The 25,117-nt window shown below is 63.0% G+C and carries 25 protein-coding genes; 11 read left to right on the forward strand and 14 right to left on the reverse strand.

The genetic code is table 11. The annotated features are described in order from the left end of the window. The first annotated feature begins 165 nt into the window (after window positions 1-165). The gene (locus ACN9MW_RS24340) at window positions 166-2,058 is read left to right on the forward strand and encodes a M61 family metallopeptidase (RefSeq protein WP_426163582.1); all 1,893 of its coding nucleotides are present in this window, start codon (window positions 166-168) and stop codon (window positions 2,056-2,058) included. Between the two features lie 67 nt (window positions 2,059-2,125). Next, window positions 2,126-2,731, forward strand: a complete 606-nt coding sequence (locus tag ACN9MW_RS24345; RefSeq protein ID WP_426163584.1) for a glutathione S-transferase family protein — start codon at window positions 2,126-2,128, stop codon at window positions 2,729-2,731. Here the strand turns inward: ACN9MW_RS24345 and ACN9MW_RS24350 are convergent. The 4 genes from ACN9MW_RS24350 to ACN9MW_RS24365 are packed head-to-tail and all read right to left on the reverse strand — an operon-like array spanning window position 2,694 to window position 6,070. Then, entirely contained in the window at window positions 2,694-3,482 is a 789-nt protein-coding gene (locus ACN9MW_RS24350; protein WP_426163586.1) for an alpha/beta hydrolase family protein, read from the reverse strand. The two genes, ACN9MW_RS24345 and ACN9MW_RS24350, sit on opposite strands and share 38 nt — an antisense overlap. A gap of 27 nt (window positions 3,483-3,509) precedes the next feature. Next, a complete protein-coding gene (locus ACN9MW_RS24355; RefSeq protein WP_426163588.1) occupies window positions 3,510-4,976 on the reverse strand; it encodes a Y-family DNA polymerase in 1,467 nt (488 codons plus the stop codon). After that, complete coding sequence (gene imuA, locus ACN9MW_RS24360) at window positions 4,906-5,592, reverse strand: translesion DNA synthesis-associated protein ImuA (RefSeq protein ID WP_426163590.1); 687 nt, start codon at window positions 5,590-5,592, stop codon at window positions 4,906-4,908. The genes ACN9MW_RS24355 and imuA overlap by 71 nt, the downstream gene beginning before the upstream one ends. Before the next feature lie 34 nt (window positions 5,593-5,626). Continuing rightward, entirely contained in the window at window positions 5,627-6,070 is a 444-nt protein-coding gene (locus tag ACN9MW_RS24365) for a DUF4351 domain-containing protein (protein ID WP_426163592.1), read from the reverse strand. Between the two features lie 365 nt (window positions 6,071-6,435). On the opposite strand from ACN9MW_RS24365, the gene ACN9MW_RS24370 reads away from it, so the two are divergent. From ACN9MW_RS24370 to ACN9MW_RS24385, 4 genes are all read left to right on the forward strand, one after another. Beyond that, window positions 6,436-7,665 carry a putative Na+/H+ antiporter gene (locus tag ACN9MW_RS24370; RefSeq protein WP_426163594.1) on the forward strand — a complete coding sequence of 410 codons (1,230 nt, stop codon included), beginning with the start codon at window positions 6,436-6,438 and terminating at the stop codon, window positions 7,663-7,665. Window positions 7,666-7,754: 89 nt separating this feature from the next. After that, a complete protein-coding gene (locus ACN9MW_RS24375) occupies window positions 7,755-8,282 on the forward strand; it encodes a PRC-barrel domain-containing protein (RefSeq protein ID WP_426163596.1) in 528 nt (175 codons plus the stop codon). 86 nt (window positions 8,283-8,368) lie between these two features. After that, entirely contained in the window at window positions 8,369-9,430 is a 1,062-nt protein-coding gene (locus tag ACN9MW_RS24380; RefSeq protein ID WP_426163599.1) for a DJ-1/PfpI family protein, read from the forward strand. A 9-nt stretch (window positions 9,431-9,439) separates the two neighbouring features. Continuing rightward, the gene (locus ACN9MW_RS24385; RefSeq protein WP_426163601.1) at window positions 9,440-10,447 is read left to right on the forward strand and encodes a GlxA family transcriptional regulator; all 1,008 of its coding nucleotides are present in this window, start codon (window positions 9,440-9,442) and stop codon (window positions 10,445-10,447) included. Here ACN9MW_RS24385 and hrpA read toward each other — a convergent pair. After that, window positions 10,407-14,645, reverse strand: coding sequence for an ATP-dependent RNA helicase HrpA (gene hrpA, locus ACN9MW_RS24390; RefSeq protein ID WP_426163603.1), 4,239 nt, complete (start codon window positions 14,643-14,645; stop codon window positions 10,407-10,409). The two genes, ACN9MW_RS24385 and hrpA, sit on opposite strands and share 41 nt — an antisense overlap. Before the next feature lie 56 nt (window positions 14,646-14,701). Between hrpA and argA the strand changes: the two genes are divergently transcribed. After that, a complete protein-coding gene (gene argA, locus ACN9MW_RS24395; protein WP_426163605.1) occupies window positions 14,702-16,012 on the forward strand; it encodes an amino-acid N-acetyltransferase in 1,311 nt (436 codons plus the stop codon). A 24-nt stretch (window positions 16,013-16,036) separates the two neighbouring features. Beyond that, entirely contained in the window at window positions 16,037-16,309 is a 273-nt protein-coding gene (locus ACN9MW_RS24400; protein WP_057261247.1) for an oxidative damage protection protein, read from the forward strand. 64 nt (window positions 16,310-16,373) lie between these two features. Here the strand turns inward: ACN9MW_RS24400 and ACN9MW_RS24405 are convergent, their stop codons facing one another. After that, on the reverse strand, window positions 16,374-16,736 hold the full coding sequence (locus ACN9MW_RS24405; protein ID WP_426163607.1) for a hypothetical protein: 363 nt from the start codon (window positions 16,734-16,736) through the stop codon (window positions 16,374-16,376). Window positions 16,737-16,757: 21 nt separating this feature from the next. Continuing rightward, entirely contained in the window at window positions 16,758-17,435 is a 678-nt protein-coding gene (gene rpiA / locus ACN9MW_RS24410) for a ribose-5-phosphate isomerase RpiA (RefSeq protein WP_426163610.1), read from the reverse strand. Between the two features lie 67 nt (window positions 17,436-17,502). On the opposite strand from rpiA, the gene ACN9MW_RS24415 reads away from it, so the two are divergent. From ACN9MW_RS24415 to ACN9MW_RS24425, 3 genes are read left to right on the forward strand one after another with little or no spacing between them, the layout of a single operon-like run. Further along, window positions 17,503-17,868, forward strand: coding sequence for a response regulator (locus ACN9MW_RS24415; RefSeq protein WP_426163613.1), 366 nt, complete (start codon window positions 17,503-17,505; stop codon window positions 17,866-17,868). A gap of 2 nt (window positions 17,869-17,870) precedes the next feature. After that, window positions 17,871-18,500, forward strand: a complete 630-nt coding sequence (locus ACN9MW_RS24420; protein WP_426163617.1) for a chemotaxis protein CheC — start codon at window positions 17,871-17,873, stop codon at window positions 18,498-18,500. After that, a complete protein-coding gene (locus tag ACN9MW_RS24425; RefSeq protein ID WP_426163620.1) occupies window positions 18,497-19,453 on the forward strand; it encodes a diguanylate cyclase domain-containing protein in 957 nt (318 codons plus the stop codon). The genes ACN9MW_RS24420 and ACN9MW_RS24425 overlap by 4 nt, the downstream gene beginning before the upstream one ends. A gap of 14 nt (window positions 19,454-19,467) precedes the next feature. Here the strand turns inward: ACN9MW_RS24425 and ACN9MW_RS24430 are convergent, their stop codons facing one another. The 7 genes from ACN9MW_RS24430 to ACN9MW_RS24460 all read right to left on the reverse strand — a co-directional run bounded on the left by ACN9MW_RS24430 (window position 19,468) and on the right by ACN9MW_RS24460 (window position 25,105). Continuing rightward, entirely contained in the window at window positions 19,468-19,818 is a 351-nt protein-coding gene (locus ACN9MW_RS24430) for a DUF3147 family protein (protein WP_426163622.1), read from the reverse strand. A gap of 9 nt (window positions 19,819-19,827) precedes the next feature. Then, window positions 19,828-20,208 carry a hypothetical protein gene (locus ACN9MW_RS24435; RefSeq protein ID WP_426163625.1) on the reverse strand — a complete coding sequence of 127 codons (381 nt, stop codon included), beginning with the start codon at window positions 20,206-20,208 and terminating at the stop codon, window positions 19,828-19,830. Continuing rightward, window positions 20,205-21,260 (reverse strand): acyl-CoA dehydrogenase, encoded by a 1,056-nt coding sequence (locus ACN9MW_RS24440; protein WP_426163627.1) that lies wholly within the window; start codon window positions 21,258-21,260, stop codon window positions 20,205-20,207. Before ACN9MW_RS24440 ends, ACN9MW_RS24435 begins: the two co-directional genes overlap by 4 nt. Beyond that, window positions 21,254-22,588, reverse strand: a complete 1,335-nt coding sequence (locus tag ACN9MW_RS24445; RefSeq protein ID WP_426163629.1) for a hypothetical protein — start codon at window positions 22,586-22,588, stop codon at window positions 21,254-21,256. The genes ACN9MW_RS24440 and ACN9MW_RS24445 overlap by 7 nt, the downstream gene beginning before the upstream one ends. Beyond that, on the reverse strand, window positions 22,585-23,823 hold the full coding sequence (locus ACN9MW_RS24450; protein ID WP_426163631.1) for a DUF3667 domain-containing protein: 1,239 nt from the start codon (window positions 23,821-23,823) through the stop codon (window positions 22,585-22,587). The genes ACN9MW_RS24445 and ACN9MW_RS24450 overlap by 4 nt, the downstream gene beginning before the upstream one ends. A gap of 22 nt (window positions 23,824-23,845) precedes the next feature. Continuing rightward, window positions 23,846-24,403, reverse strand: a complete 558-nt coding sequence (locus ACN9MW_RS24455) for a cysteine hydrolase family protein (RefSeq protein ID WP_426163633.1) — start codon at window positions 24,401-24,403, stop codon at window positions 23,846-23,848. 93 nt (window positions 24,404-24,496) lie between these two features. After that, entirely contained in the window at window positions 24,497-25,105 is a 609-nt protein-coding gene (locus ACN9MW_RS24460) for an RDD family protein (protein WP_426163635.1), read from the reverse strand. Window positions 25,106-25,117: the final 12 nt, after the last annotated feature.

A 25,117-nucleotide genomic window follows, 5' to 3' on the forward strand; every position in this document is an offset into this window, starting at 1 on the left:
AGGTTAAGCGATATAAGGTCCGGCGGTCCCCGGCTGGGCAACCGCTGAATCCGATATAGGAGCCCCAAAAAGGATTTCAAGACCTTTTTTTCACGTTACGTTCCGAAACAATTTGACCACCCCTGCGTGCTAAACTCGCCCGTCACACTTTCCCCATTGAAATAAATGAAACTGTTTGCCAAGTCCGCTCTCGCCCTGCTGCTGGGCGCCGCCTTCAGCGCCCACGCCGGCCAGGCGATCCCTGCCCCGGCCGACCAGCCTTATCCAGGCACCATCGTGATGAAGGTCGATGCCTCGAATACCGCCCAGAATATCTACCGCATCCAGCAGACCATTCCCGCCAAGGCGGGCAAGATGACGCTGCTGTTCCCGCAGTGGGTGACGGCCCAGCATGGCCCGACCGGTGCGCTGAACCAGTTCGCCGGCTTCAAGGTAAGCGCCAACGGCAAGACCCTGGCCTGGCGCCGCGACAACGTGAACGTGTACGCTTTCCACATCGACGTGCCCGCAGGCGCCAAATCGATCGACGTGGAATACCAGCACCTGGCGCCGACCGAAAGTGCGCAGGGCCGCACTTCGATCACGCCTGACATGCTGGGCATCCAGTGGCAGTCGCTGACCATGTACCCGGCCGGCTACGCCACCCGCCGCATCCCGATCCAGGCCGCGCTGACGCTGCCGGCGGGCTGGCAATACGGCTCCGCGCTGGAAGAAGCGGAACGCAAAGGCGACGTGGTGACCTTCAAGACCACCGACGTGGAAACCTTCGTCGACTCGCCGTTGTTCGCCGGCCGCTACTTCAAGCGCTTCGACCTTGATCCGGGCGCCAAGGCGCCGGTGCACCTGAACGTGGTAGCCGACAACGCGGAAGCGCTGGAAGCAAAGCCGGAGCAGATCGAACTGCACCGCAACCTGGTCAAGCAAGCCTACAAGGTATTCGGTTCCCAGCACTACAAGCACTACGACTTCCTGTTCGCGCTGAGCGACGAATTCGGCCGCGTTGGCCGCGAGCACCACCAGTCCAGCGAGAACGCGCTGAAGACCGACTACTTCACCGAGTGGAACAAGACCGAATCCGAACGCGGCCTGCTTCCGCATGAATTCACCCACTCCTGGAACGGCAAGTTCCGCCGCCCGAAAGGCCAGGACGTGCTGAACTTCAACCAGCCGCTGCAAAACGACCTGCTGTGGGTGTATGAGGGCCAGACAACCTACTACGGCGAAGTGCTGGCGGCACGTTCTGGCCTGATGAAGGGGGCCAGCATCAAGGACGTCATCGCTTCCACCGCCGCGCGCTACACCATCCAGAAGGGCCGGGAATGGCGTTCAGTGCAGGACACCACCTACGATCCGATCATCAACGCGCGCCGCCCTATCCCATGGTCGAACTACCAGCGCAGCGAGGACTACTACACCGAAGGCATGCTGATCTGGCTGGACGTGGACACCAAGATCCGCGAACTCTCTGGCGACAAGCGTTCGCTGGATGACTTCTCCACCAGGTTCTTCGGCGTGGAAGATGGCCGCGTGAACGCGCTGCACTACACTTTCGAGGACGTGGTCAAGGTGCTCAACAGCGTGCAGCCGCACGACTGGGCCACCTTCCTGCGCACCCGCATTGAAGACCTGGGCCCGGTGCCGATGGACGGCATTACCCGCGCCGGCTACAAGCTGGTCTTCGCGGAAAAGCAGACCGAGTTCCTGAAGGCGGCGGAAGACCGCAGCAAGTCCGCCGACTTCACCTACTCGCTCGGCTTCAACGTCGGCGGCGAAGGCAAGATCGAAAGCATCCAGTGGGACGGCGTAGGCTTCAAGGCTGGCCTGTCCGGCAACACCACCCTGCTGGCAGTCAATGGCCGGGCCTACAAGGCCGAGCTGCTGCGCAAGGCCATCACTGAAGCCAAGTCCAGCAAGCAGCCGATCGAACTGCTGGTGAAACACGGCCAGCAATACAGCACCGTGGCGCTGGCCTACTACGAGGGCCTGAAGTATCCGCGCCTGGAACGCATTGAAGGCACGCCCGACCGACTGGAAGCCATCCTGTCGCCGCGACAGTAAGTCACCCTGGTGCGGGCGCACTGCGGTGCGCCCGTTTTCCCTTGGCCGCGCTAGAGTGGTGGCCATCATGGTCACCGTCTACACATGGACTACGCCCAACGGGCGCAAGCCGCTGATACTGCTGGAAGAACTTGACCTGCCTTATGAGGTGGTGCCGGTCAACTTGCGCGAGCATGAACAGTTCGCCCCCGAATTCCTCGCCATTTCGCCCAACAACAAGATTCCCGCTTTGAAGGATGGCTCGCTCACGCTGTTCGAAAGCGGCGCGATCCTGACCTACCTCGCCGAAAAATACGATCGCTTTCTCGCTTCCGAGGGAACGCAACGCTACCGCACCTTGCAGTGGCTGCACTGGCAGGTTGGCGGCCTGGGCCCGATGCTGGGCCAACTGGGCTTCTTTGTGAAGGAAGGCATCGCGCTGCCGAAGGAACACTTCATCGCCGAGGCGGAGCGCTTGCTGAATGTGCTCGATCGCACCCTGGCCGGCAGCCCCTACGTGGCCGGCGATCACTACACGATTGCCGATATCGCCTGCTATCCCTGGACGGAAGCCGCCGCCTCCCACCTGGAACTGAACCTGTCCGGCAAGCCCGCCGTGCAGCGCTGGCTCGCCCAGGTCGGCGATCGCCCTGCCGTCAGGAAGGCGATGGCGTGGAAGCCTGGAAATCCTTGAGGTAGCGTGCGCTCCAGGCGGCAATCAGGCCCGCCACATACGCCGCATCCTCGCGAACGGTCAGCAGGTGGTCGGCCGTATCGAGCGAAATAAAGCTCTTGGGGTGTTTCGCTGCCGAGAAAATCTCCAGCGCATTGTTGATGCCGACCGTCGTATCGCCCGGCGCGTGCATGACGAGCAAAGCCTTGCGCATATTGGCGATCTTGTTGCGCAAGCTGTTCTCCGCCACGTCTTCCAGGAATTGCCGCTTGATGCGGAACGGCCGCCCGGCCAATTGCACCATGGCCTCGCCCTGCGCCGTGATCGCATCGACCTGGTCGCCGAACAAATGCGTGACGTGCACCGGGTCGCTCGGCGCGGCAATGGTGACCACGGCTTGCACCTCCGGCACGGTGCCGGCGAAAGCCAGCGTGGCAGCACCGCCCAGGCTATGCCCGATCAGGATGCGCGGCGCCTGGAATTCACGCCGGAGAAAGTCGGCAGCCGCCTGCAGGTCGGCCACATTGGAGGAGAAATTGGTGTTGGCAAAATCGCCTTCGCTGGCGCCCAGGCCGGTGAAGTCGAAGCGCAGCACGGCAATGCCACGTTCAGCCAGCGCCTGCGCAATGCGGCTGGCCGCGAAAACATCCTTGCCGCAGGTGAAGCAATGCGCAAACAGGGCGTAGGCACGTACGCCGCTCTCCGGAGAGTCCAGCCGTGCCGCCAGCAGTTGTCCGTTTGCGCCAGGGAATTCGAGTCGTTGTGCGTACATACGTCCCCCTTTCGTGATAATGATACGTCAGGCGAACAATCCATGCAGGTACCAGCGCGTTTCCTCGGTGCCAGGCGTGCGTTCGCGGTACACCCAGTAGTAGGCATGATCCTCGCCCTCGGCGATGAAATAGTCGCGAGTTTGCGTCTCGCTCCACCAGCCGGCTTCGATGCGTTCGGCGCTCGACACCATGCGCAGCGGCGAACAGTAGAACGGGCGATGGTCGCGCATCAGCAACTGGATCGGCTTGGGCAGCAGGAAGGCCGGGCGCGGCAAGGCGCGCGGCGGCATCTGGGCTGCCACGTCGGCCGGGCGTACCTTCTCATGCAGCGGCACCCAGCGGTTGGCCACTTCGGGCCTGTAGTCGGCCTTGGGATATGGCTGCAGCACGTTTTCCGCACCGAGGCGAGCCACCAGCACTTCGAACAGGCGCTGGCGCTCCTGCGGACTGCCGCCGGGATCGGGAAACAGCGAGTCGCTGAGCGGCGCCATCGGCTCGACCTGGGCCGCTTCCAGCGCCAGCCCGATCGCCGGTGCCGGCAGTTCCACCTTGGCCAGGCGTTCCTTCAGCAGGCGCACGATGTGTTCGTCGCGCCAGGTGGGTTCGGCCAGCACCACTTCCACCGGCGTCGGCGGGCAGGCTTCGCGGCCGCGTTCATGTTCCAGCAACAGGCGGATGCGCGAGACGGCGAACTGGTGGGCGCACAGCCAGCCGGTCAGCTGCTGCAGCAGGCGGCAGGCGCCGGCCAGCAGCAGGTCGGTGTTCTCGATGCGGCCGAACAGTTCCAGCTTGGCCTTGAAGCTGGGCGGCGCTGCCAGCCATTCGTGCATTTCAGGCGCCAGGCCCTGCGCGGCATCGAGCATGTCCAGCACTTCGATACCGCAGCGGCGCTGCAGGCCGGGGCGGGGCAGGCGCACCAGGTCGCCGATGCTGACACAACCAATACCGTCCAGCCAGCGCTGGTGGCGCTGCAGCGGCGGCAGCAAGCCTACCGGCAGGCGATGCAGGCGGCGATGCAGGCTATCGAGCTTGAGCGCGCGGCCGCCGCCAGCACGCGCCAGCAGCCAGGCGCCGCGCGCGGTGGGCGCCACGCCCAGCACGCCGCTGAAGCCGAGCTTTTGCAGGCTGCCCCGCACCAGGCGGCACAGGCGGCGGATGCCGCCGAACAGGCGCAGGCTGGCGCCCACGTCCAGCAGCAGGGTGGCGCCCTCGCCTTCCGCCACTTGCGGCGTGTATTGCAGCATGGCCATGGCGACTGCGTGCAGTGCTTCTTCTTCCTGCTGCGGGGCGCGTTCGTGCATCCGGACTTCCGGCGCCAGCATCAGGGCGCCGCTGCGGCGCATGCCGGGACGCACGCCCATCAGGTGGGCGCGGTAGGAAACCGCGAGCACGCTCTCCTGTTCCAGCACCACGCTGCACAGGTCATCCGACCAGTTCGGACAGAACACTTCGAGCGGTAGCCGGGGCAGGTAGAGGCCGATCCACAGGCGCATGACGTTGCAACAAGGTTGGGGTTAAGGGCAGGAATAGCGGCGTGTCGCGCTGCGGTCCCCGGCGTTTGACGAATTCGATACTGATGCCTCCGGGAGCCGGCCGCAGCGCCAGCCGCAACGGCGCGGGGGAGGAGTCCTGGGCGGCGGCAATCGGCCGCAGCAGGAAGAACAGCGCTTCGCCGCACTGGGCAGCCAGGTGCAGGCGGCGCAGCGATTCGTTGCGGATGTGCTGTTGCCACAGCAGCACCGCCCCGCAACTGCCGCTGCGCAGGATCTGCTCGGCCGCCCACAGGCTGTCGGCGGCCTTGCCGGTGTTGCGGATCCACAGCAGTTGCTCTGGGGGCAACTCAAAACCCAGGGCTTGAGGTGCGTACGGGGGCTGCAGCAGGGCCGCCGGACGGTTCAGCCTGGCCAGGGTGGATTTCAATAGGCGCAATTCGCCAACACCAGGTTGTTGAAGCAACAACTCGGTCAGGACACCCGTAGGCCAGCCGCCTCCAGGCAACTGGTGGGAGAGGACGGGAATGCCGGTATCCACACAGGACGTGGCTCCCTTGGTGAGCTGGGAGGCCAGCCAGAGGGCCGGGTGCAGGGGTTGGGGGTCAAAGAGCGCCATGCTGAACAATACTGTATATGCATACAGTATAATCCTACGAGCGCGAAGAGAAAACCTGTTTCAGCGTTCGGGCATCCAGCACGGCCTCGCTCCATTGGGCAAGCTGTTCAGGGCTGGCTTTGGCGAGGCGTTTCTGGACAGTTGGCGACAATGCCCCAAAGCGCCGATGCAGCTGGCGCTCAAGCAAGTCAATCGCTCCCTCGCGCCGTCCTTCCTGCCGCCCTTCTTGCCGCCCTTTTTGCTGCCCCTCCCGTAGCCCTTCTTGCCTGCACAACTGAAACATGGGGCTAATCCATTCCACGTCACGCCTCCTTTCCAGCCGGACGATGTTGCGTCGCAGTCGCTCTTGCAGTTCAGGCGGCAATGCCATCAATCCGTCTACCACTTTAAACAAATTAATGATACGCTGCCTGCGCCACCCGCGTTCGTACAACAATCTGACGACACGCCATTTCTCCGCATAGCGCCGTTGCGGCATCCCGTGCGTCCGTTGAGCAAGAAGGTGAGCTGCAGCAACCCAGGCAAAGATGCAGGAACACGCTGACTAACAGGTCGGCAATCAGGGTGCGTGGCCGGCCATCGCGGCGGAGTTCATTGAGTTCTTTGTCACGCAGGCACTGCGGCTGGCCCCAATCGATTTCATCCGAGAACTGAGGAAAAAAGAACGCCACGAAGTCCGCGAGGTCGCGCCTGAGTACGCTCTTCCATAGTGGGTCGAAAGTATCAGCCATCAAAACAGCCTATCCGCGCGCCGCTCCTTGGCATACCGGTTTGCGCAAGATATGGGCGGGTTAGCTAGCGGCTGATAGAATCGGCAATATTGCCAACTTAACTCCCGTCACCATGCAATTGATCGGCGCCCTCCTGTTTGCCCTTGCCCTGCTGCACACCTTTAGCGCGAAAGCGTTTGAACGGTTGTCGCACAAATTCCCGCGCCATGGCGGTTTGCTACACCTGCTGGGCGAAGTGGAAGTGGTGTTCGGCTTCTGGGCCATGGTGCTGCTGGTGGCGATGGCTTTCGTAGCCGGGCCGCAGAACGCCATCGCTTATGCAGAAACGCAGCAGTACACCGAGCCGCTGTTCGTGTTTGTGGTGATGGTGGTGGCGGCATCGCGGCCAGTGCTGGACTTCGTGCAGCGGCTGGTCAACACGCTGTCCGGCGGCCGTCCGCTGCTGCAGGCCTGGATGGGCCTTGCACTGGTACCTTTGGTTGGTTCGCTGATCACCGAACCGGCCGCAATGACACTCGCAGCCTTGATGCTGGCACCGCAAATCTTCCGCGATGGCGTACCGGAATGGCAGAAGTACGCCGCGCTCGGCGTGTTGTTCGTCAACGTCTCGATCGGTGGCACGCTGACCGCATATGCAGCGCCGCCTGTGCTGATGGTGGCGACAACGTGGCAATGGGATTCTGCCTTCATGGCCTCCCACTTCGGCTGGAAAGCCACGCTGGCAGTGCTGGTCAATGCCACTGCCGTCACCTGGCTGTTGCGCGAACACTTGCGCGTGCCGCGTGAAGCGCCTGCACCGAGTGCCCAGGCACACGCCCCGCTGTCGACCAGCATCATCCACCTGGCCTTCCTGGCTGCCGTGGTGCTGCTGGCGCATCATCCGGTCCTGTTCCTCGGCCTGTTCCTGTTCTTCCTCGGATTTACCGTGGCCTATCCGCAGCACCAGTCACCGCTGATCCTGAAAGAAGCCTTGCTGGTCGGCTTCTTCCTCGCCGGCCTGGTGGTGCTGGGCAGCATGCAGCAATGGTGGCTGCAACCAATTGTCGAAAGCCTGCAGCCACTGGCGCTCTTCTTCGGCGCGCTGGGCCTGACCGCCATCACCGACAATGCCGCCCTCACCTATCTCGGTTCGCTGATCGACGGCATCACGCCGCAAGCACAATACATGCTGGTGGCTGGCGCCGTTGCCGGCGGCGGCCTGACCGTGATCGCCAACGCACCGAATCCGGCCGGCGTTGCATTGCTACGAAAAGGATTCCGTGATGAATCGATCGGTGCACTTGGCTTGCTGGCGGGAGCCCTTGCGCCAACTGCAGTTGCTGCCATCGCGTTCTTCTTGTAGGACTACGCCGCGCTAGCGTAGCGCGCGCCTTGCACACGCGGCTTGGGCTATTCTGGCCTCACTCGATCACACTAATGAGGAGAGGCAGAATGAGCTATCTAGACCGCGACAAATTCGGCATCTATCGCGACCGTGACGATAATGATGGTCCAGGCCCACGCCTGATGGGCGCCGACACGCTGATGGGTGAAGACGTCTATAACCGCCAGGAAGAAGATCTTGGCGATATCAAGGAAATCATGCTCGACATGCAGACCGGCCAGATCGCTTATGCGGTACTGTCCTTCGGCGGCGTACTGGGCATGGGCGACAAGCTGTTTGCCGTGCCATGGCAGGCATTGCAGCTTGACACGGTGAACAAGCGCTTCGTGCTTGACTGCACCAAGGAAAAACTGGAGAACGCGCCGGGCTTCGACAAGGACCGCTGGCCAGACATGGCAAGCCCCGAATTCGGCACGCAGATCCATAATTTCTACGGCACCACCGCCACCGGCATGCGCACCTCGACCGGCAGCGTGATGGGCGCTGGCACCAGCACCATGCAAAGCTCGACCGGCGGCAGCAGCTATAGCGGCGGTTCGACCGGCAGCGAAAGCGGCAGCAAAGGTAATTATTGATTGGCAGGATTTGACTGCTTTCTGTCAGTCAAATCCATCACCTTCCGCAGACAATCGGCTGCTGATCCAACAGCCGATTGCCTGCCATGCGTTTATTGCTTGCCCTTCTCCTGTTCGTACTGTCCTGCGCCCACGCCGGCGAGTTACCGGAATACCAGCCGCGCCCAGGCCACGAACGCCCCGTGATCGCCATCCTCGGCGACAGCGTATCGACTGAAATCACCGACTTCCTCCTGCCCTACGGCGTACTGCAACGCGCCGGTGTCGCGCAAGTACTCGCCGTCGCGGCCGAAGGGCCGTTGATCACCATGAATACCGGCCTGCGCGTGCAGGCCGACCTCGATACCAGCGCCTTCGATCAGCGCTATCCGGAAGGTGCCGACTACGTGATCGTGCCTGCCATGCGGCGAGCACAGTTGGCGCCGATGCTGGCCTGGCTGCAGGCCCAGGCGGACAAGGGTGCCACCATAGCCAGCATCTGCGATGGCGCGCTGGTGGTTGCCAACAGCGGCTTGCTGAAAGGCCGGCGCGGCACCGCACATTGGGCCACCTACGAATATCGTCTCGAGAAATACCCGGGCACCGAATGGTTGCAGAATGTGCGCTACGTGGCCGATGCCAAGGTGATCTCCAGTGCCGGCATCAGCGCCGCCCAGCCGCTTTCGCTGGCCCTGGTGGAAGCCATTGCCGGCCGCGAAAAAGCCGCAGCCGTTGCCGCAGGCCTCGGCGTCGGCGACTGGAGCAGCCGCCATGACAGCGGCGCCTATGCCCCCAGGTTCGGCCACAACCTGTCCGTCTGGCTCACGCACTATACCGACCAGTGGCTGCATGGCGTGAACGACACCGGATTGCCATTGGCTGAAGGCTTCGACGAAATCGCCCTCGCCTATACCAGCGACGCCTACACCCGCACCCATCGCAGCCGCGTGCTGGCGGTCGGTGCCAGCGACGCGGCCGTGGCCAGCCGTCACGGTTTGAAAATATTGCCTGACCGCGTTGCTGGCGCCGCCGACGCGCCGGCTGTCATGCTGCCGGCTGCGGACGGCTCTCTCGACCGCGTACTGGCAAACATCGCTGACGCGTTTGGATCGCGCACCGCCCGGCGTGTTGCGCTGGAATTCGAATACCCCGGCTATCCGGTGAGGTAAACTGGCGGCATGCCGCCTCCTCGTTCCCGCCACATCGTCCTGCTCGCATATGAAGGCATGAACCTGCTGGACCTTACCGGTCCGCTGCAGGCTTTCGCCAGCGCCGCCCGCCGCCATTCGGCCGGCGGGGCGACTTTGTATGAACTTATCGTCGCCTCCGCCGAGGGCGGCCTGGTCGCCAGCAGCGCCGGACTAGCCTGCAGCACGGTCCCCATCTCCTCGCTCGAAACAACCGATATCGACACCTTGCTGGTGGCAGGCGGCTGCCCTGGAGACACCTACTTCGCCCCGCCGGTATTGGTGAACTGGATACGCCAGCGTGCTCCCTACGTGCGACGCCTGGCATCGGTCTGCACCGGCGCATTCATGCTCGCCGCTACCGGCTTGCTGGACGGGCGTCGCGTGGCAACGCATTGGGAGTGGGTCGGACGCCTGCGGCGCCAGCATCCCCTGGTACAGGTGGACGAGGACAAGATCTACATCCGCGACGGCCAGATATGGTCCTCGGCAGGCGTCAGCGCCGGCATCGACCTGGCGCTGGCATTGATCGAAGAAGACTACGGCCACCGCGTTGCCATCGAGACGGCCAGGCAAATGGTGGTGTTCATGAAGCGCGCCGGCGGCCAGTCTCAATTCAGCGCCCCCCTCTCAGCGCAAGCGCGGGAAGACGGCCGGTTTGCGGAACTGCATGCCTGGATGGGCGCCAACCTTCACGCAGACCTTTCGGTCGAACGCCTGGCGGAACAGGCAGCAATGAGCGCGCGCACCTTTGCGCGCGCTTATGTGGCGCAGACCGGCTCCACGCCGGCCGCCATGGTGGAATCCATGCGGCTGGAGGCGGCGCGGCGCGCGCTGGAAGACACAACGCAGCCGGTCAAGGCCATCGCCGCCGCTACCGGACACGGTAGCGAACAGAACCTGCGGCGCGTATTCCTGCGCCGCCTTGGCACCAGCCCGGGCGAGTATCGCAAGCGCTTCAGCGCTGCATCGACTCCCACACCTTCATCAGTCGCTTGACGGACACCGGCATGGGTGTCCGCAGCTCCTGAGCGAACAGCGATACGCGCAACTCTTCCAGCATCCAGCGGTACTCGACCAGTTTCGGGTCGGTGTTCTTGCCGGCCGACTTGTCGCGCATCAGGCGCTGGTAAGGCGCCGCGGCCTGGTTCCACTCGGCCATGGCCTTGGCGTCGCGCGCCGCATCGGCGCGCAGCTTTTCCAGGCGCACGTTCATCGCCTTCAGGTAGCGCGGGAAGTGCGACAGCTGCGAGAACTCGTTCTCGATCAGGAAGCGCTTGTGCACCAGGCCTTGCAGTTGCTGCTGCATGTCCTGCGCCACCTGCTGGTTGATGCCTTGCAGGCGCTTGGGCAGTCCGTGGTATTCGGTCAGCACTTGCGACACAAGACGGGCGATCTCGTTCACCAGCAATACGATGCGCGACTTGCCCTCGTCCTTGCGCTTGATGAAGCTCGCTTCGTCTACCGGCAGCGGGTCCTGCAGGCAGGCGATGTCGATGGCCTTGGCGATGATCTGGTCGCGCAGCTCTTCCTGCGTGCCCATGGACATGAACTGCATGCCCATCTGCTGCAGGTTGGGGATCGATTTCTCGACGAACTTGATCTGGTCGCGCATCTGCAGCATGAACAGGCGGCGCAGCCCGATGCGGTGAGTGCGCGCGGCCACATTCGGGTCGTCGAACACTTCCAGGTCGCAGTGCGTGCTTTTGTCCACCAGGGCCGGGAAGCCGATCAGGCTTAGCTTTCCTTGCGTGATTTCCAGCAGCTCCGGCAGCTCGCCAAAGCTCCAGGTGGTGATATTGGTGTGCTGCGACGCAGCGCTCGACGCGGCAGCAGCTGGCGCACTTGCCGCCGCGCTGGAGGGGCTTGCGCCGCGCGCAGCATCGGCTGCGATGCCGCCGTGCTTTGGCTTGGCGCTGCCGCCGCTGCCGATGCCGATGCCGCCGCCCGCAAGTTGTGCGAGTTGCGCGGCGGAGGCTGGCGTGTTGCCGCCTTCCGCCATGCGCTGGAAGCTCTGGCGGGCCTGCAGTCCGTACTCCGCCTGCAGCGTAGCCAGGTTGCGTCCCATGTCGAGCTGGCGGCCATGCTCGTCGACCACCTTGAAATTCATGAAGTGGTGCGCCGGCAGTTGCTCCGGCTTAAAGTCGGAAGTCAGCACGCTGATCGTGATCTGCTTGCGGATGTCGGCAATAATCGCGTCAATCAGGTCGCCACGCGCAAACTCGGTTCGCTCGCAGAATTTGGCAGCGTAGTCCGGCAGCGGCACCAAGTGACGGCGCTGCTTTTGCGGCAGAGTCTTGAGCAGCAGGTGCACTTTCTCCTTCAGCATGCCCGGCACCAGCCACTCGCAGCGCTCACGCGAAAGCTGGTTCAGGGAATACAGCGGCACAGTGAGCGTGACGCCATCGCGCGGCGTGCCTGGCTCGAAGTGGTAGGACAGCTGCATCTCCAGCCCTGCCGCCATCATCTTTTTCGGGAACAGGTCGGTCGTGATGCCGGCCGCTTCATGGCGCATCAAGTCGTCGCGGATCAGGTACAGCAGCTTCGGATTGTCGGCAGAGGCGTCCTTGTACCATTTCTCGAAACCGGCGCCGTTCACCACGTCGGCAGGAATCTGCTCGTCGTAGAACGCCTCGATCAACTGGTCATCCACCAGCACGTCCTGGCGGCGCGACTTGTGTTCGAGGTTTTCGATTTCGCGCACCAGCTTGTGATTGTGTGCGAAGAACGGTGCACGGGTGTCGTAATCGCCACCGACTAACGCGTCGCGAATGAAGATCTCGCGCGCTTCCACCGGATTCTTCTGCCCGTAGTTGATGCGGCGCTGGCTGTAGACCACCAGGCCGTACAGGGTGGCGCGTTCGGATGCTGTGACTTGCGCGGGACGTTTCTCCCAGCGCGGCTCACCCCAGGATTTCTTCAGCAGGTGGCCGCCGATCTTCTCGATCCATTCCGGCTCGATGCGCGCCACGCAGCGGGCGTACAGGCGCGTGGTTTCCACCAGTTCGGCAGAGACAATCCACTTGCCCGGCTTCTTCGACAGGTGCGAGCCAGGCCAGACGTGGAACCTGATGCCGCGCGCGCCAAGGTAGGCGCCGCCCGGTTCGTCCTCGCCCTTGAAACCGATATTGCCCAGCAGGCCGGTGAGCAGCGCCATATGCAGCTGATCGTAGGTGGCCGGCAGTTCGTTGGTGCGCCAGCCCTGCTCTTTCACGATGGTGAGCAGTTGCGAGTGCACGTCGCGCCACTCGCGCAGGCGCAGCTGGTTCAGGAAGGTGGCGCGGCACGAATCCATCAACTGGCGATTGGACTTCTTGTGCTCGATTGCGTTTTCGAACCACTTCCAGATTTTCAGGTAGCTGAGGAACTCCGACTTTTCGTCGGCGAACTTCTTGTGCGCTTCGTCGGCGGCCTGCTGGTGCTCGACCGGACGGTCGCGCGGGTCCTGTACCGACAAGGCGGAAGCGACGATCAGCACTTCGGTCAGGCAGTGGTACTCCTGAGCGGCCAGGATCATGCGGCCCACGCGCGGGTCGAGCGGCAGCTTGGCCAGCTTGCGGCCCAGCGGGGTCAGGGCGTTGTCGTCGTCGACTGCGCCCAGTTCCTGCAGCAGTTGGTAGCCGTCTGCAATCGCGCGGCCCAGCGGCGGCTCGATGAAGGGGAAGCTCTCGACGTCCGTCAGGTGCAGGGACTTCATGCGCAGGATGACGGAGGCCAGCGAGGAGCGCAGGATTTCCGGGTCGGTGAACTTTGGGCGCTGCAGGAAGTCCTGCTCGTCGTACAGGCGGATACAGACGCCATCGGCCACGCGGCCGCAGCGGCCGGCCCGCTGGTTGGCCGCCGACTGCGCCACCGGCTCGATCTGCAGTTGCTCGACCTTGTTGCGGTAGCTGTAGCGCTTCACGCGCGCCAGGCCGGCGTCCACCACGTAGCGGATGCCCGGCACGGTCAGCGAGGTTTCAGCCACGTTGGTCGCCAGCACGATGCGGCGCGCGTTGGTGGTGCGGAACACGCGGTCCTGCTCTTCCACCGACAGGCGGGCAAACAGCGGCAGGATTTCCACGTGCGGCGGGTGGTGCTTGCGCAGTGCTTCGGCGGCGTCGCGGATTTCGCGTTCGCCGGGCAGGAACACCAGCACGTCGCCGCTGCCGATGCGGCAGACTTCATCGACGCCGTCGACAATGGCTTCCATCAGGTCGCGCTTGTCGCGCGCGGCGGCGGTGCGTGCGCCCTTGGCGTCGGCGCCTTGCTGCGCGCCGGGCGCCGCGACCTGGTCGCGCTCCACGGGGCGGTAGCGCACTTCCACGGCGTACAGGCGGCCGGAGACCTCGATCACCGGCACCGGCGGCTTGCCCTCCTGCGTGAAGTGGCGGGCGAAGCGTTCAGCGTCGATGGTTGCCGAGGTGATGATCACCTTCAGGTCCGGGCGGCGCGGCAGGATCTGCTTCAGGTAGCCAAGCAGGAAGTCGATGTTCAGGCTGCGTTCGTGGGCTTCGTCGATGATGATCGTGTCGTAAGCCTTCAGCAGCGGGTCGGTCTGGGTTTCGGCCAGCAGGATACCGTCGGTCATCAGCTTGACCGAGGCGCCCTTGCTCAGGGTATCGTTGAAGCGCACCTTGTAGCCGACGTGCTCGCCCAGCGGGGAGCCCAGTTCGACGGCAATGCGTTTCGCGGTGGACGAGGCGGCGATGCGGCGCGGCTGCGTGTGGCCGATCAGGCCTTTCTGGCCCCGCCCCAATTCCAGGCAGATCTTCGGCAGCTGGGTGGTTTTACCGGAGCCGGTTTCGCCGGAGACGATGACCACCTGATGCTTGGTCAGGGCTTCCGCGATTTCCGCGCGGCGGCCAGAAACCGGCAAGTCTTCGGGGAAGGTGATCGGCGGCAGCGGATTGCGGAACGCTGCCGCGGCCTCGCGGGCCGCGCGCTGTTCAGGAGTTTCGCGCTCGCGGCGTTCGCCACGGCGCTCCTCCGCGCCCTCTCCACGCTGCTGCGGACGTGGCGCCTCGCGGCGTCCTTCGGCCTGCGCCGGGCGTGCGCCTTCCTGGCGGCCTTCGCGGCGCTGGGTAGCGCCAGCGGGCGGCTGCGCAGGCGCGCGGCGCGCCTGTTGGCCAGGCTGGCTTGCCGGGCGGCGTTGTTCGCCTTGCGGCCGCTGGCCTGCTGGTTGCTGGAGAGGATTCTTCTTGCTTGCTTCAGACATCGTTTTTTACATAGATTGGGCGCGAAAACCGCGCAGCGCATTATAATGCGCGAATAATGGAAAACCCTATCCAATTCGTCTCCTGGCTGCGCTCCGTCGCCCCCTACGTCCATGCCTTCCGCGGCAAGACCTTCGTGGTCGCGTTCCCTGGTGAACTGGTTGCTGCTGGCGCCCTCCCGGTGCTGGCCCACGACCTGTCCCTGCTGCACGCGCTGGACATCAACGTCACCGTGGTTTACGGCTCGCGCCCCCAGGTCGCCGAGCAGCTCGCCCTGCGAAACGTGGAAGGCCGCTTCCACAACGGCGTGCGCATCACCGACACGGCCGCCATGGAATGCGCCAAGGAAGCAGCCGGCGAACTGCGCCTCGACATCGAGGCCGCCTTCAGCCAGGGCTTGCCGAATACGCCGATGTCGCATGCCGCGATCCGTATCATTTCCGGCAACTTCATCACCGCACGCCCGCTGGGCGTGATCGACGGCGTCGACTTCGAGCTGACCGGCCTGACCCGCAAGGTGGACGCGGAAACGATCCACTCCATCATGGGCTCGGACGGCGTGGTGCTGCTGTCCCCACTGGGCTTCTCCCCAACCGGCGAAACCTTCAACCTGACGATGGAAGACGTGGCCTGCACCGCCGCCATCGCCCTGCACGCCGACAAGCTGGTCTTCATCACCGAAACCGAGATGATGACCGACGCCGGCGGCACCGAAATCCGCGAGCTGTCCTCGCACCAGGCCGAAGCCGTGCTGCAGGCAGGCTTCCTGCCCGACGCCACCGCCTACTACCTGAAGCACTGCGTCAAGGCCTGCAACAACGGCGTCGAGCGTGCCCACATCGTGCCGTTCGCGATGGACGGCTCGGCCCTGCTCGAGCTGTTCACCCACGATGGCGTGGGCACCATGATCTCGCACGAGAACTTGGAGTCGCTGCGCCCGGCCACGATTGAAGACGTGGGCGGCATCATCAAGCTGATCGAACCGCTGGAAGCCGACGGCACCCTGGTCAAGCGTGGCCGCGAACTGATCGAACGTGAGATCGAGATGTTCTCGGTCATCGAGCACGACGGCGTGATCTTCGGCTGTGCGGCGCTGTACGTCTTCCCGGAAGAAAAAATGGCCGAAATGGCATGCCTGACTGTCAACCCTGACGTGCAGGCCCAGGGCGACGGCGAGCGTATCCTCAAACACATGGAAAACCGCGCCCGGGCGCAGGGCATCAGCAAGCTGTTCGTGCTGACCACCCGCACCGCGCACTGGTTCATCAAGCGCGGCTTTGCTCCCGCCACTGTCGACGCGTTGCCGAAAGACCGCCAGCGCCTCTACAACTGGCAGCGCAAGTCGCAAGTCTTGATCAAGACCTTATAATCGATTTTTTTAGGAGCATCGAAGATGGCACGTACCGTCCACTGCATCAAACTGAACAAGGAAGCCGAAGGCCTGGACTTCCCGCCTTATCCGGGCGAGCTGGGCAAGCGCATTTATGAATCCGTCTCCAAGGAAGCCTGGGCTGCCTGGATCAAGCACCAGACCATGCTGGTCAACGAAAACCGCCTGAACCTGGCGGACGTGCGCGCGCGCAAATACCTGGCAGCGCAAATGGAGAAACATTTCTTCGGCGAAGGCGCCGACCAGGCAGCCGGCTACGTGCCGCCTTCGGCCTGACATTAAATGGGGACATACCCCATTTATTCAGTTGCTAATTAAATGGGGTACGCCCCCATTTAATTTAGCGGCTTGTCACATCCCCATTCATCGGCTTGCACTGGCGCAGTTCGCAGCGCGCCATGAATACCTTGCCGTTGGCGCAAGACATCCGGTAAATCTCCACCGGGCCACGCTCAGTCACCAGCCCTGCCCCGCGACCGCCGCGGCATTCTTCCGCATTCGCCAGGCGCTCCACCGTTGCCGAGGAAATACCTGGGCGGAATTCCACCTTTTCCACCGGCACGCCATCGATCATCGATCGCTTGGCAATAGCTTCCGCCTCCAGCACAGATTTACGCTTCACAGGCGCCTGGGCCACCTGTTTTTTGGTTGCACAAGCACTCAGTACACCAGCAGCAAGCAATAGCAGGAACAGTCGTTTCATGGGTTCTTTCTAAGGGAAGAATCAGTATTTGACGGTGCGCACGCCGTCGGGAGTACCCAGCAGGCACACATTGGCGCCACGGGCAGCGAACAGGCCAACGGCGACCACGCCGACGATCTGGTTGATACGGGTTTCCAGCGCGACCGGATCGGTAATCGACATGCCTGCTACGTCGATGATATTGCCGCCATTGTCGGTCACGAAGATCTCGTCGGAACCGGCCTTGGTACGCACCTTCGGCTGGCCGCCCAGGGCCGCCAGCTGGCGCATCACCGCGTTACGGGCCATCGGCAGCACTTCCACCGGCAGCGGGAACTTGCCCAGCGTTTCTACCAGTTTGGAACCATCGGCGATGCAGACGAATTGCTTCGATACCGAGGCCACGATCTTTTCGCGGGTCAATGCCGCGCCGCCGCCTTTGATCATGTGGCCTGCCGCATTGATCTCGTCGGCGCCGTCAATGTACACCGCGATTTCCGAAACCTCGTTAAGATCGTAGACAGGAATGCCGTGACCGGCCAGGCGCGCTGCAGTCGCTTCCGACGAGGCAACAGCCCCCTTGATGCGGTGCTTGATCTTGCCCAGTTCATCAATGAAGAAATTCGCAGTGGAACCGGTGCCAACGCCGATGATTTCGCCGTCGATCACATACTCGATCGCCGAAATAGCAACAGCCTGTTTCAATTTGTCTTGCGTCATAGTTACAATGGATTCAATAAAGGTTGCCTATTTTATCCGAACTGCCAACTAAGCCGGGAAAAACGACATGAAGCCAAGTACCGTATTAATCGTGGATGACAGCCGCGTGTCGCGCATGCTGACGCGCCAGCACATCCAGGTGCGCCATGCCGACTGGGTGGTGGAAGAAGCCGCCAACGGCGACGAAGCGATCGCCAAGGCCCAGGGATTGCAGCCCGACCTGGTCTTGCTGGACGTGAACATGCCGGGCATGAATGGCGTTGATGCCGCCGCCGCGCTGCGTGCCATGCTGCCCAATGCCCACATTTCCTTGCTGACTGCCAATGTCCAGGCCGCAACCCGCCAGCGGGCGGAAGAAATCGGCGTGGGTTTCATGGAAAAACCGATTACCGCCGAGCGCATTGCGCAGCTGATTGCGCCGCTGGAAGCCTGACCATGGTCCGGCTCACCGAACTGGAGCACGACGCCCTCGTCGAGCTGTTCAATATTGGCGTCGGCCAGGCTGCTGCCGCCATGAGCGAGATCGTCAACGAAACGGTCACCATGTCGGTGCCTGCCATCAGCTTCCTCACCCGTGCCTCCGCCGCCAAATTGCTGGCCAGCCGCAGCACCGGCAACGGCCGCCTGTGCGGCATCAGCCAGCACTACAGCGGCGCCTTCGACACCGAAGCGATCCTGATGTTCCCGGAAGAGAAGAGCCAGGAAATCGTGCGCCTGATGGTGGGCGAAGCGATGCCGCTGGCTGAACTGTCGGCCATGGAACAGGAGGCGATGAGCGAGATCGGCAATATCCTGCTGAACAGCTGCGTCGGGTCGCTGGCCAACCTGCTCGGCCACGAGCTGCATGGCTCGCTGCCGGATTACCACCTCGGCTACGGCGAAGAAATCCTGGCGCTGGCCGGCAGCGGCGAAACCGCGGTGCTGATGCTGCATATCGAATTTGTCATCGAGCGCCAGCAGATTGCCGGGGACGTCGCCTTCATCATGGACATGACGGCGCTGCACGACCTGAAGCAGCATGTGGCAAACTTCCTCGACCGGTCCATCGGCGGAGCGCAGCCATGAAATCTTCGATCGAGTCCCTGCCGCTCCTGCAGGGCGTTATCGATTGCATCGACGTGGGTACCCTGGTCCTCGACGCCAGCGAACGCGTAGTGTTGTGGAACCGCTGGATGGACCAGCACTCCGGCGTATTGGGCCCCGAAACGCTGGAACGCAGCTTCTTCGACCTGTTCCCCGAGCAGCGCGGCAAGCGGCTGGAGGCGGCCATCGGCCAGGCGCTGCGCAACAACCTGCCTTCCCTGCTGTCGCAAACCCTGAATCGCTGGCCATTGCCGCTCTACGCCAACAAGTCCGCCGCCGAAAAAGGCGAGCGCATGCAGCAGCAGATCACGGTCACGCCGCTCAACCTGGGCAACAACGAACGCTATTGCCTGATCCAGGTCAGTGACGTGACAGCCGCGGTACAGCGCGAGAACCTGCTGCGCGAACAGGCCGTAGCCTTGCGCTCGCAAACCTTGCTGGACGACCTGACCGGCGTCGCCAACCGCCGCCACTTCGACATGGCGATCGACCGCGAAACCCGGCGCGCGCGGCGCATGGGCACGCCGCTGTCGCTGATGATGCTCGACATCGACTATTTCAAAGCCTATAACGACCATTACGGTCACCAGCAAGGCGATGCCTGCCTGGAAGCTGTGGCTTCCGCGCTATCGACCATGCAGCAGCGCCCGGCCGACCTGTTCGCGCGCTACGGCGGTGAAGAATTCGCGGTAATCCTGCCCGACACGCCCGCCGATGCAGCGGTGATGATGGCCAACGCCATGTGCCGCAAAGTGCGCGACTTGCGCATTCCACACCAGGCCTCGCGCACGGATGAACGCATCGTCACCATCAGCATCGGCGTTGCCAGCAGCGACAGCAGCAATGCCGGCGAAGTGTATGACCTGATCAACGCAGCCGACCGCGCCCTCTACCAGGCCAAGGCATGCGGCCGCAACCGCGTGCACTCGTTATGAGCGTATCGGCCTGATCAGAGCAGTTCGATGCCGAAGCGCCGCACGCACACGGCAAACAGGGCAAAGCAGGCAATCGTCAGCAGCACGCTCGCGCCCAGCGTCGGCCAGAACCCCAGGCGCGGCAGCAGCCAAGGGAAGACCAGGAACATCGGCAGCGTCGGCACCACATACCAGAAGGTGTACCAGGCGTGGTTGGCGATCTTTTCCTGCGGTTGCCGTTCAACGTACAGCCAGACCAGCGCCAGCACGGTCACCATCGGCAGCGCGGCGATCAGGCCGCCCAGGCGGTCGCTGCGTTTTGCGAATTCCGACACCGCAACCACGACACCTGCCGTGACCAGGTATTTGAAGATCAGCCAGGCCATGATGCCCTCCTACTGTGCAAAAACAAAACGAACCAGCGCCAGGGACAGCGCAAAGACATAGCCATATGCGAAGCGGTCGATGCGCAGCAGGGTGTCGCCGCGGCGCGCGCGCCAGGCCCCCATCAGGCACATCAAGCCGCCGGCCGCCAGCGGGGTGACCAGCAAGTTAACCTTGCGCAGGACTTCGTTGCGTACCAGGTGATCCGGCAGCAGCCAAAGCGTTATTCCGCCGGCAATGGCGCCGAACAAGGCATAGCCAACGCCGGCCAGCCACGGGTTGGCCTTGTAGCTGCGCGCATCGGACAGCGAATGCATGCCTGCCTCCGCTGCCGCTTCAGCGATGAACTGGATGATGATCTCGCCAATCAGCTCAAACAGGAACTCGATCATGGTGTGAACAAGGCATGCTGGCTGGCGGTATGAAAATCGCGCCAGACGCGGTTGATGTCGGAGTCTTCTTTCGCGGCACGCAAGCCGCAATAAGGATAAATATCGCCCACCGACCGGCGCGCAGAAAGCACCAGCGCCATCGATGCCTCGCGCAGCTGGGCGTCAAGCTCCCCGGCAATGCTGCCTATCTCGCCCTCTGCCTGCGCCCAGGCCTGGTCAAGCAGGGCGTACATGCGTTCACGGGCGCCTTCCAGCGCCACGGCAGCTTGCGCCACCGCGTCCTGCGCACTGGCCGACGGCTGGCGGCGCGCAGCAACGGTCTCCTGTGCCAGCTGCAGGAAGTGGCGCGCCAAGCCGGACAGGTTGGCCGCCAAAGTCATCCACGCCAGCAACATGAAGGGGAAGCGATACAGGGTACCTGGCGCCGTTGCATGAGCGGGATCAATCGTGAAGCCGGAGCTTGCCGGCACCCAGGCCCCTTCGACGCGGTAGCTGTGCGACGCAGTGCCCTTCATGCCAAAGCTGCGCCAGGTCGGCTCAACCACCACTTGCGCGGCAGGCACGATAAAAGCGCGTATCCGCGGCGCACCATCTTCCCCGGCCAGAGCCTGGCCGTTCTCACGCAACACTGCATTGAGCGTGAAATGCGTCGCCATTGGTGCCCCGCTGGCGATGTCCCAGCGCCCGGCAATGCGATAACCTTCGCCTTCCTTGTCGGCGAAACCGGTCGGTGCGCCGCTGCCTGCGAGGCAAACATCCGGGGTCGAGATGATTTCGCGCGCCGTTTCGGGCGGCAGGAAGCCGGCAAACCAGCCGGCGCCGGCGCACAGGGTGACCACCCACCCCATGCTGCCATCCGCTTCCGCAATCGCCTCTTCCAGCCGGACCACTTGCGGCAAGGGCATCTCCGCCCCACCCGCGGCGCGCGGCGCTAGCATCTTCAGCCAGCCCTGCCGGTGGACCAGCGCCTGCTGGCCGGGCAGCAGGAACCCAGCTGCTTCAGCGCCGGCGGCATCGCCGGCAATCAAGTTCTTCTGCTGCTCATTCAACATTTCGCGATCAAATCCAGCTCGTAGTGCAAGACGTCCCTGCTTCCGTCAAACAGCCGTTCCAGCGCTTGCACCATTCCGGGGGCGAGCAGGCGATCTCGCTGCCGCTCGTCCGGGCGCTCGTAAGAATGGCCGGCATGCGCCAGCCAACGCACCATATCAATATGCAGCGCGTCCCACGCCATGCTTCCTCGCTCGGCTTGCGCCGCCTCAAGCGCAATCGTCTCCAGCCAATCCCACTTCCTCAGGCGCGCAAAAGCCAGCAAGATTGATAGATCCGCCTTGTCGCGCAAGACTTCCTTTACTCGTTCAAAGGGAACGTACGCGCCTTGCCGTGTCGCCATCTGCGCCGCCAGCCTGCGATTCGCGCGCCCCTCGTCAGAAAGCGCCGCAAGCGCGATTGCATCCTTGTCAGAGGGGGCCAATTTCAGCCACGCGAGAAATGCAGCGCCGCGTATCGATGGGAACGGCGACTCGCTCATCTCCCGCAACAAGGCGATATCCCCCGCCCCTCCCATGCTTCCCAGTGCGGCAAGGGCCATGCAGGCCTGATTGGTCCTGGCGTGCCTGTCCTGCAGGAGCTCACGATAATAAGGCGCGAGATCCACTCCATTGCTGCGCAAATAGTACTGGGCGAGAGACCTTGCCGACCCTTGCGGGTCCAGCAAAGCGCCGCGGGCAATTTCCGCCGCGTCGGGAGCACACCCCAGCAGGCCGCGCAAGGCATGGGTGCGGACCACGCCGAAATGGGATTTCAGGCCGCCCCGCAAGACGGCAATCCGGTCTTCTTCTAGAAGCGACAGGGCCAACACGGCAGCCTGGCGCGACATGACGATGTCCTTGCCCGATTCGACAGCAAGGGTCAACAGTTCAACGCGCGGGATGAGTTCACGCTCCAGGAGCATGAAGAAACTGCCGCGAGCGACCATGGGATGGCGCGAGCATAAGGCTTCACGCAATTGATCGAACGTGAGCCGGCGGGCAAGTTCGGCCTGCGCGCTGGAAATCCAGGCAGAATGATTCAGCCTTGAGAAATGGCGTAACCGCCATGTGAATCCGACGACCGCCAGCAAGTCTTCGTGTCCGGCGGATGGCAGTAAGGCCTGTATAGCCCGGCGTGCAGCGGCGCGTACCTCCGGCACGAAATCGTTCAAACGGGGCATGATGGCCGGTATCGCACCGTCACCGCCTAAAGCCATCACCCTGTCAATCGCAGCTTCGCGCGCATACCCCGATCGCTGGGCCAGCAAAGCCTTCAATTCTTCAAGGCTGGTGCAAGCGCTGGCCTGAAGTACCGGATCGTCGCGCTGGAGTGTCGTAAACAGGCTCACGTTGCAGACAGCGCCAACACGACCAGGGCGTACATGGTCAGCACAATGACTGTCATGAACAGCAGGAAGCAGGTGCGCCACAAGGCGCCGTAGCGCGACAGGCCGTAGGCGCCACGCAATTGCAGGAACATGTGCACCGGCGGGATGAAGGCGAACAGGCAGCCTGCCAGGCCGCCGAATTCAAAGTAGCTCAGGGTCGCGACAAGGGTGAACAGCAGCGACATGAACGACAGCGAATACAGCGAGAACACGGCGTGGTCATACATCGTGACGCCACGGCGCCAGAAGAACATCAGCCAAAGGAATGGTAGCGAGATCGGCACCAGCAGGAAGGAGTATTTGTATGCCGCGTTCTTCAGCTTGTACTGGGCCAGTTCAGGATTATCGACAGCGTGCCGGATGCCCTTGCCAATCCAGCCGGAGCTCGAATGCCCGGCGTCCCTGCCGCCAGCCGCATCCGCGTCGGTCATCCCTTTGGTAACGTCCTGAACTATTTCCTGAATGATGCCCGGCTCTTTCGTATCCGCGCTTTCCTTACCCTCGTCGCTCGCCCCCTCCTTGCCGGTATTCCTGGCAGCGGGCTTGATCGTTTCAGTAAACTTGGCGGTGCCGGTCATGGCAACTTTGCCGGCTGCCAGGGCGCTATTCAGGCCGTCGAGCGTTTTCTTCGCTTCATCAAGCCGGTGTTGGGCCTTCGGCACTTCCGCCGTGCCTGGCTCCGCTTCCTTGAGTTCTTCCTCTGCTTCGGCGATCAGCTGTTTCTGGTCGGAGATCTTTTCATTCATCTTCTGCTCGAATGCGGCCTTGCCATTCTTGCCTTCGACGACCTTGCCCGTACTCGGGCCGGAGCTGGTGCCCATCGTCAGCGAGAAGACGAAGAACATGAAGAACATCATGAACAGGAACAGCGCCAGCGGCGATACAAAGCGCGTCCGCTGGCCGTCGATGTAGCGGCGCGTCAGCTGGCCCGGGCGGGCAACCAGCAAGGGCAAGGTGCGCCAACCCTTGGTATCGAAGTGAAGCAGGCCATGGATCAACTCCTCGCCCAAATGCAGCACGGATTTGTGCAGGTGGCCCTTCTGGCCGCAGTTGCCGCAATAATTGGCGGTGACTGGCGTGCCGCAGTTGGCGCATGCTGCGCCGTGGGCGTGCTCGCCGGTCTTGCCGGCATCGCCTTCAACTTCCCTGGCCGCCAGGCTGGCTGTCACCAGGTCGCCTGCTGCTTCGATCTCCATCCCCATCGTTTTCCCCGCTCGCTTATTTGAATAGTAATTGTGAAATGGCGTCCTGCGCCTGGATGACGGTGGCATATTCCCCGTGCAGGTTGGACAAGGCCATTGCATGAACTTCCTGCGGGCTGCGCCGCACGCCGTCGAAATCGGTCTGTGCATAGGCATAGCAGCCATCTGCCGCAACAAACGTCTTGAAGCCGAGGTTGCCCGCCGTACGCGCTGTCGCTTCTACCGAATTATTGGTGCTGACGCCAAGCACCAGCACGGACGAAATGCCGCGCGCATGCAGCCAGCGTTCCAGCCCGGTATTGATAAAGGCGTCCGGCACATTCTTTTCCACGATGTGTTCGCCCGCAACCGGGGCCAGCGCCGGCTGGAATTCAGCTCCTCGCTGGCCCGGCCAGAATGGCGATCCCGGAGTGCGCGACATATGGCGGATATGGACTACCGGGGCGCCGTGCTCGCGCCACCGCCCGAGCAGGCCGGCGATGACCTGCTCCGCCTGATGGTTGTTACGCTCGCCTGGCGCCGGCCAGCTCATGCCGACCTGCATGTCGACGATGATCAGCGCAGTGTTCTGCATTGAGAGTGATGTGGAATCTACGGGGCAATAAAGATATCACATCATTGGCAAATCAACAGCCCCGGGGGCCGGCGGCGGCAATCCAATCGCTCATCAGCTCTTTCGCTCCAGTTTCACGACGACGGTGCCGGCCAGGAAGTCATGCACGGCGCGGCGGCGCGAATTCAGCAGCATGACGATTGCACCAAGCCAGGTCCATCCCTGCATGCTCCAATTGACCGCCGTCAGCCAGCCAGGGCCCGATGCCATCAAGGCTTCGCTGCGCGCCAGGAAGCCGTAGTTCAGGTAGGTGGCGTCATCCATCGACAGGGCCGAGAGGCCAAGGCCCAGATTGATCACGGCACCCAGAAGCATCACCGGTGCTTCCCGAATCAACGCTGCCGTAAGCGAGACTGGCGCACCATCTTTCATCTGGACGCGCAACTTCATCACGAGCTTGCCTGGCGTGCCGCCATAGCGACGCACCAGGTAGACCGAGTAGAGAAGGCCGGTAACGATGCCGGGAACGATCCAGGACAGGTAGAAACTGCGAGAAATGGTGCTGAGCCAATACGTCAGCCCAACCAAGGGCAGCATGATGACGAAGTCCAGAAGCTTGGCAGCAACGCGCAGCCAGAAGCCGCCAACCTGCGGGTCTGCATTGCTGCCGTCTTGCACAGGGAGATCGAGGTTGGCAACTGGTGCCTGGTATGGATTGGTCATGGCTGGTAAACG

The organism is Pseudoduganella sp. R-34, from assembly GCF_049904655.1.
Taxonomy (GTDB): domain Bacteria; phylum Pseudomonadota; class Gammaproteobacteria; order Burkholderiales; family Burkholderiaceae_D; genus Rugamonas.

What these genes read in the sequence shown, in the direction of transcription:
- ACN9MW_RS24340 (WP_426163582.1), top strand. Translation starts at nt 166, where the DNA reads ATGAAACTGTTTGCCAAGTCCGCTCTCGCCCTGCTGCTGGGCGCCGCC.
- ACN9MW_RS24345 (WP_426163584.1), top strand. Translation starts at nt 2,126, where the DNA reads ATGGTCACCGTCTACACATGGACTACGCCCAACGGGCGCAAGCCGCTG.
- ACN9MW_RS24350 (WP_426163586.1), bottom strand. Translation starts at nt 3,482, where the DNA reads ATGTACGCACAACGACTCGAATTCCCTGGCGCAAACGGACAACTGCTG.
- ACN9MW_RS24355 (WP_426163588.1), bottom strand. Translation starts at nt 4,976, where the DNA reads ATGCGCCTGTGGATCGGCCTCTACCTGCCCCGGCTACCGCTCGAAGTG.
- imuA (WP_426163590.1), bottom strand. Translation starts at nt 5,592, where the DNA reads ATGGCGCTCTTTGACCCCCAACCCCTGCACCCGGCCCTCTGGCTGGCC.
- ACN9MW_RS24365 (WP_426163592.1), bottom strand. Translation starts at nt 6,070, where the DNA reads ATGCCGCAACGGCGCTATGCGGAGAAATGGCGTGTCGTCAGATTGTTG.
- ACN9MW_RS24370 (WP_426163594.1), top strand. Translation starts at nt 6,436, where the DNA reads ATGCAATTGATCGGCGCCCTCCTGTTTGCCCTTGCCCTGCTGCACACC.
- ACN9MW_RS24375 (WP_426163596.1), top strand. Translation starts at nt 7,755, where the DNA reads ATGAGCTATCTAGACCGCGACAAATTCGGCATCTATCGCGACCGTGAC.
- ACN9MW_RS24380 (WP_426163599.1), top strand. Translation starts at nt 8,369, where the DNA reads ATGCGTTTATTGCTTGCCCTTCTCCTGTTCGTACTGTCCTGCGCCCAC.
- ACN9MW_RS24385 (WP_426163601.1), top strand. Translation starts at nt 9,440, where the DNA reads ATGCCGCCTCCTCGTTCCCGCCACATCGTCCTGCTCGCATATGAAGGC.
- hrpA (WP_426163603.1), bottom strand. Translation starts at nt 14,645, where the DNA reads ATGTCTGAAGCAAGCAAGAAGAATCCTCTCCAGCAACCAGCAGGCCAG.
- argA (WP_426163605.1), top strand. Translation starts at nt 14,702, where the DNA reads ATGGAAAACCCTATCCAATTCGTCTCCTGGCTGCGCTCCGTCGCCCCC.
- ACN9MW_RS24400 (WP_057261247.1), top strand. Translation starts at nt 16,037, where the DNA reads ATGGCACGTACCGTCCACTGCATCAAACTGAACAAGGAAGCCGAAGGC.
- ACN9MW_RS24405 (WP_426163607.1), bottom strand. Translation starts at nt 16,736, where the DNA reads ATGAAACGACTGTTCCTGCTATTGCTTGCTGCTGGTGTACTGAGTGCT.
- rpiA (WP_426163610.1), bottom strand. Translation starts at nt 17,435, where the DNA reads ATGACGCAAGACAAATTGAAACAGGCTGTTGCTATTTCGGCGATCGAG.
- ACN9MW_RS24415 (WP_426163613.1), top strand. Translation starts at nt 17,503, where the DNA reads ATGAAGCCAAGTACCGTATTAATCGTGGATGACAGCCGCGTGTCGCGC.
- ACN9MW_RS24420 (WP_426163617.1), top strand. Translation starts at nt 17,871, where the DNA reads ATGGTCCGGCTCACCGAACTGGAGCACGACGCCCTCGTCGAGCTGTTC.
- ACN9MW_RS24425 (WP_426163620.1), top strand. Translation starts at nt 18,497, where the DNA reads ATGAAATCTTCGATCGAGTCCCTGCCGCTCCTGCAGGGCGTTATCGAT.
- ACN9MW_RS24430 (WP_426163622.1), bottom strand. Translation starts at nt 19,818, where the DNA reads ATGGCCTGGCTGATCTTCAAATACCTGGTCACGGCAGGTGTCGTGGTT.
- ACN9MW_RS24435 (WP_426163625.1), bottom strand. Translation starts at nt 20,208, where the DNA reads ATGATCGAGTTCCTGTTTGAGCTGATTGGCGAGATCATCATCCAGTTC.
- ACN9MW_RS24440 (WP_426163627.1), bottom strand. Translation starts at nt 21,260, where the DNA reads ATGTTGAATGAGCAGCAGAAGAACTTGATTGCCGGCGATGCCGCCGGC.
- ACN9MW_RS24450 (WP_426163631.1), bottom strand. Translation starts at nt 23,823, where the DNA reads ATGGAGATCGAAGCAGCAGGCGACCTGGTGACAGCCAGCCTGGCGGCC.
- ACN9MW_RS24455 (WP_426163633.1), bottom strand. Translation starts at nt 24,403, where the DNA reads ATGCAGAACACTGCGCTGATCATCGTCGACATGCAGGTCGGCATGAGC.
- ACN9MW_RS24460 (WP_426163635.1), bottom strand. Translation starts at nt 25,105, where the DNA reads ATGACCAATCCATACCAGGCACCAGTTGCCAACCTCGATCTCCCTGTG.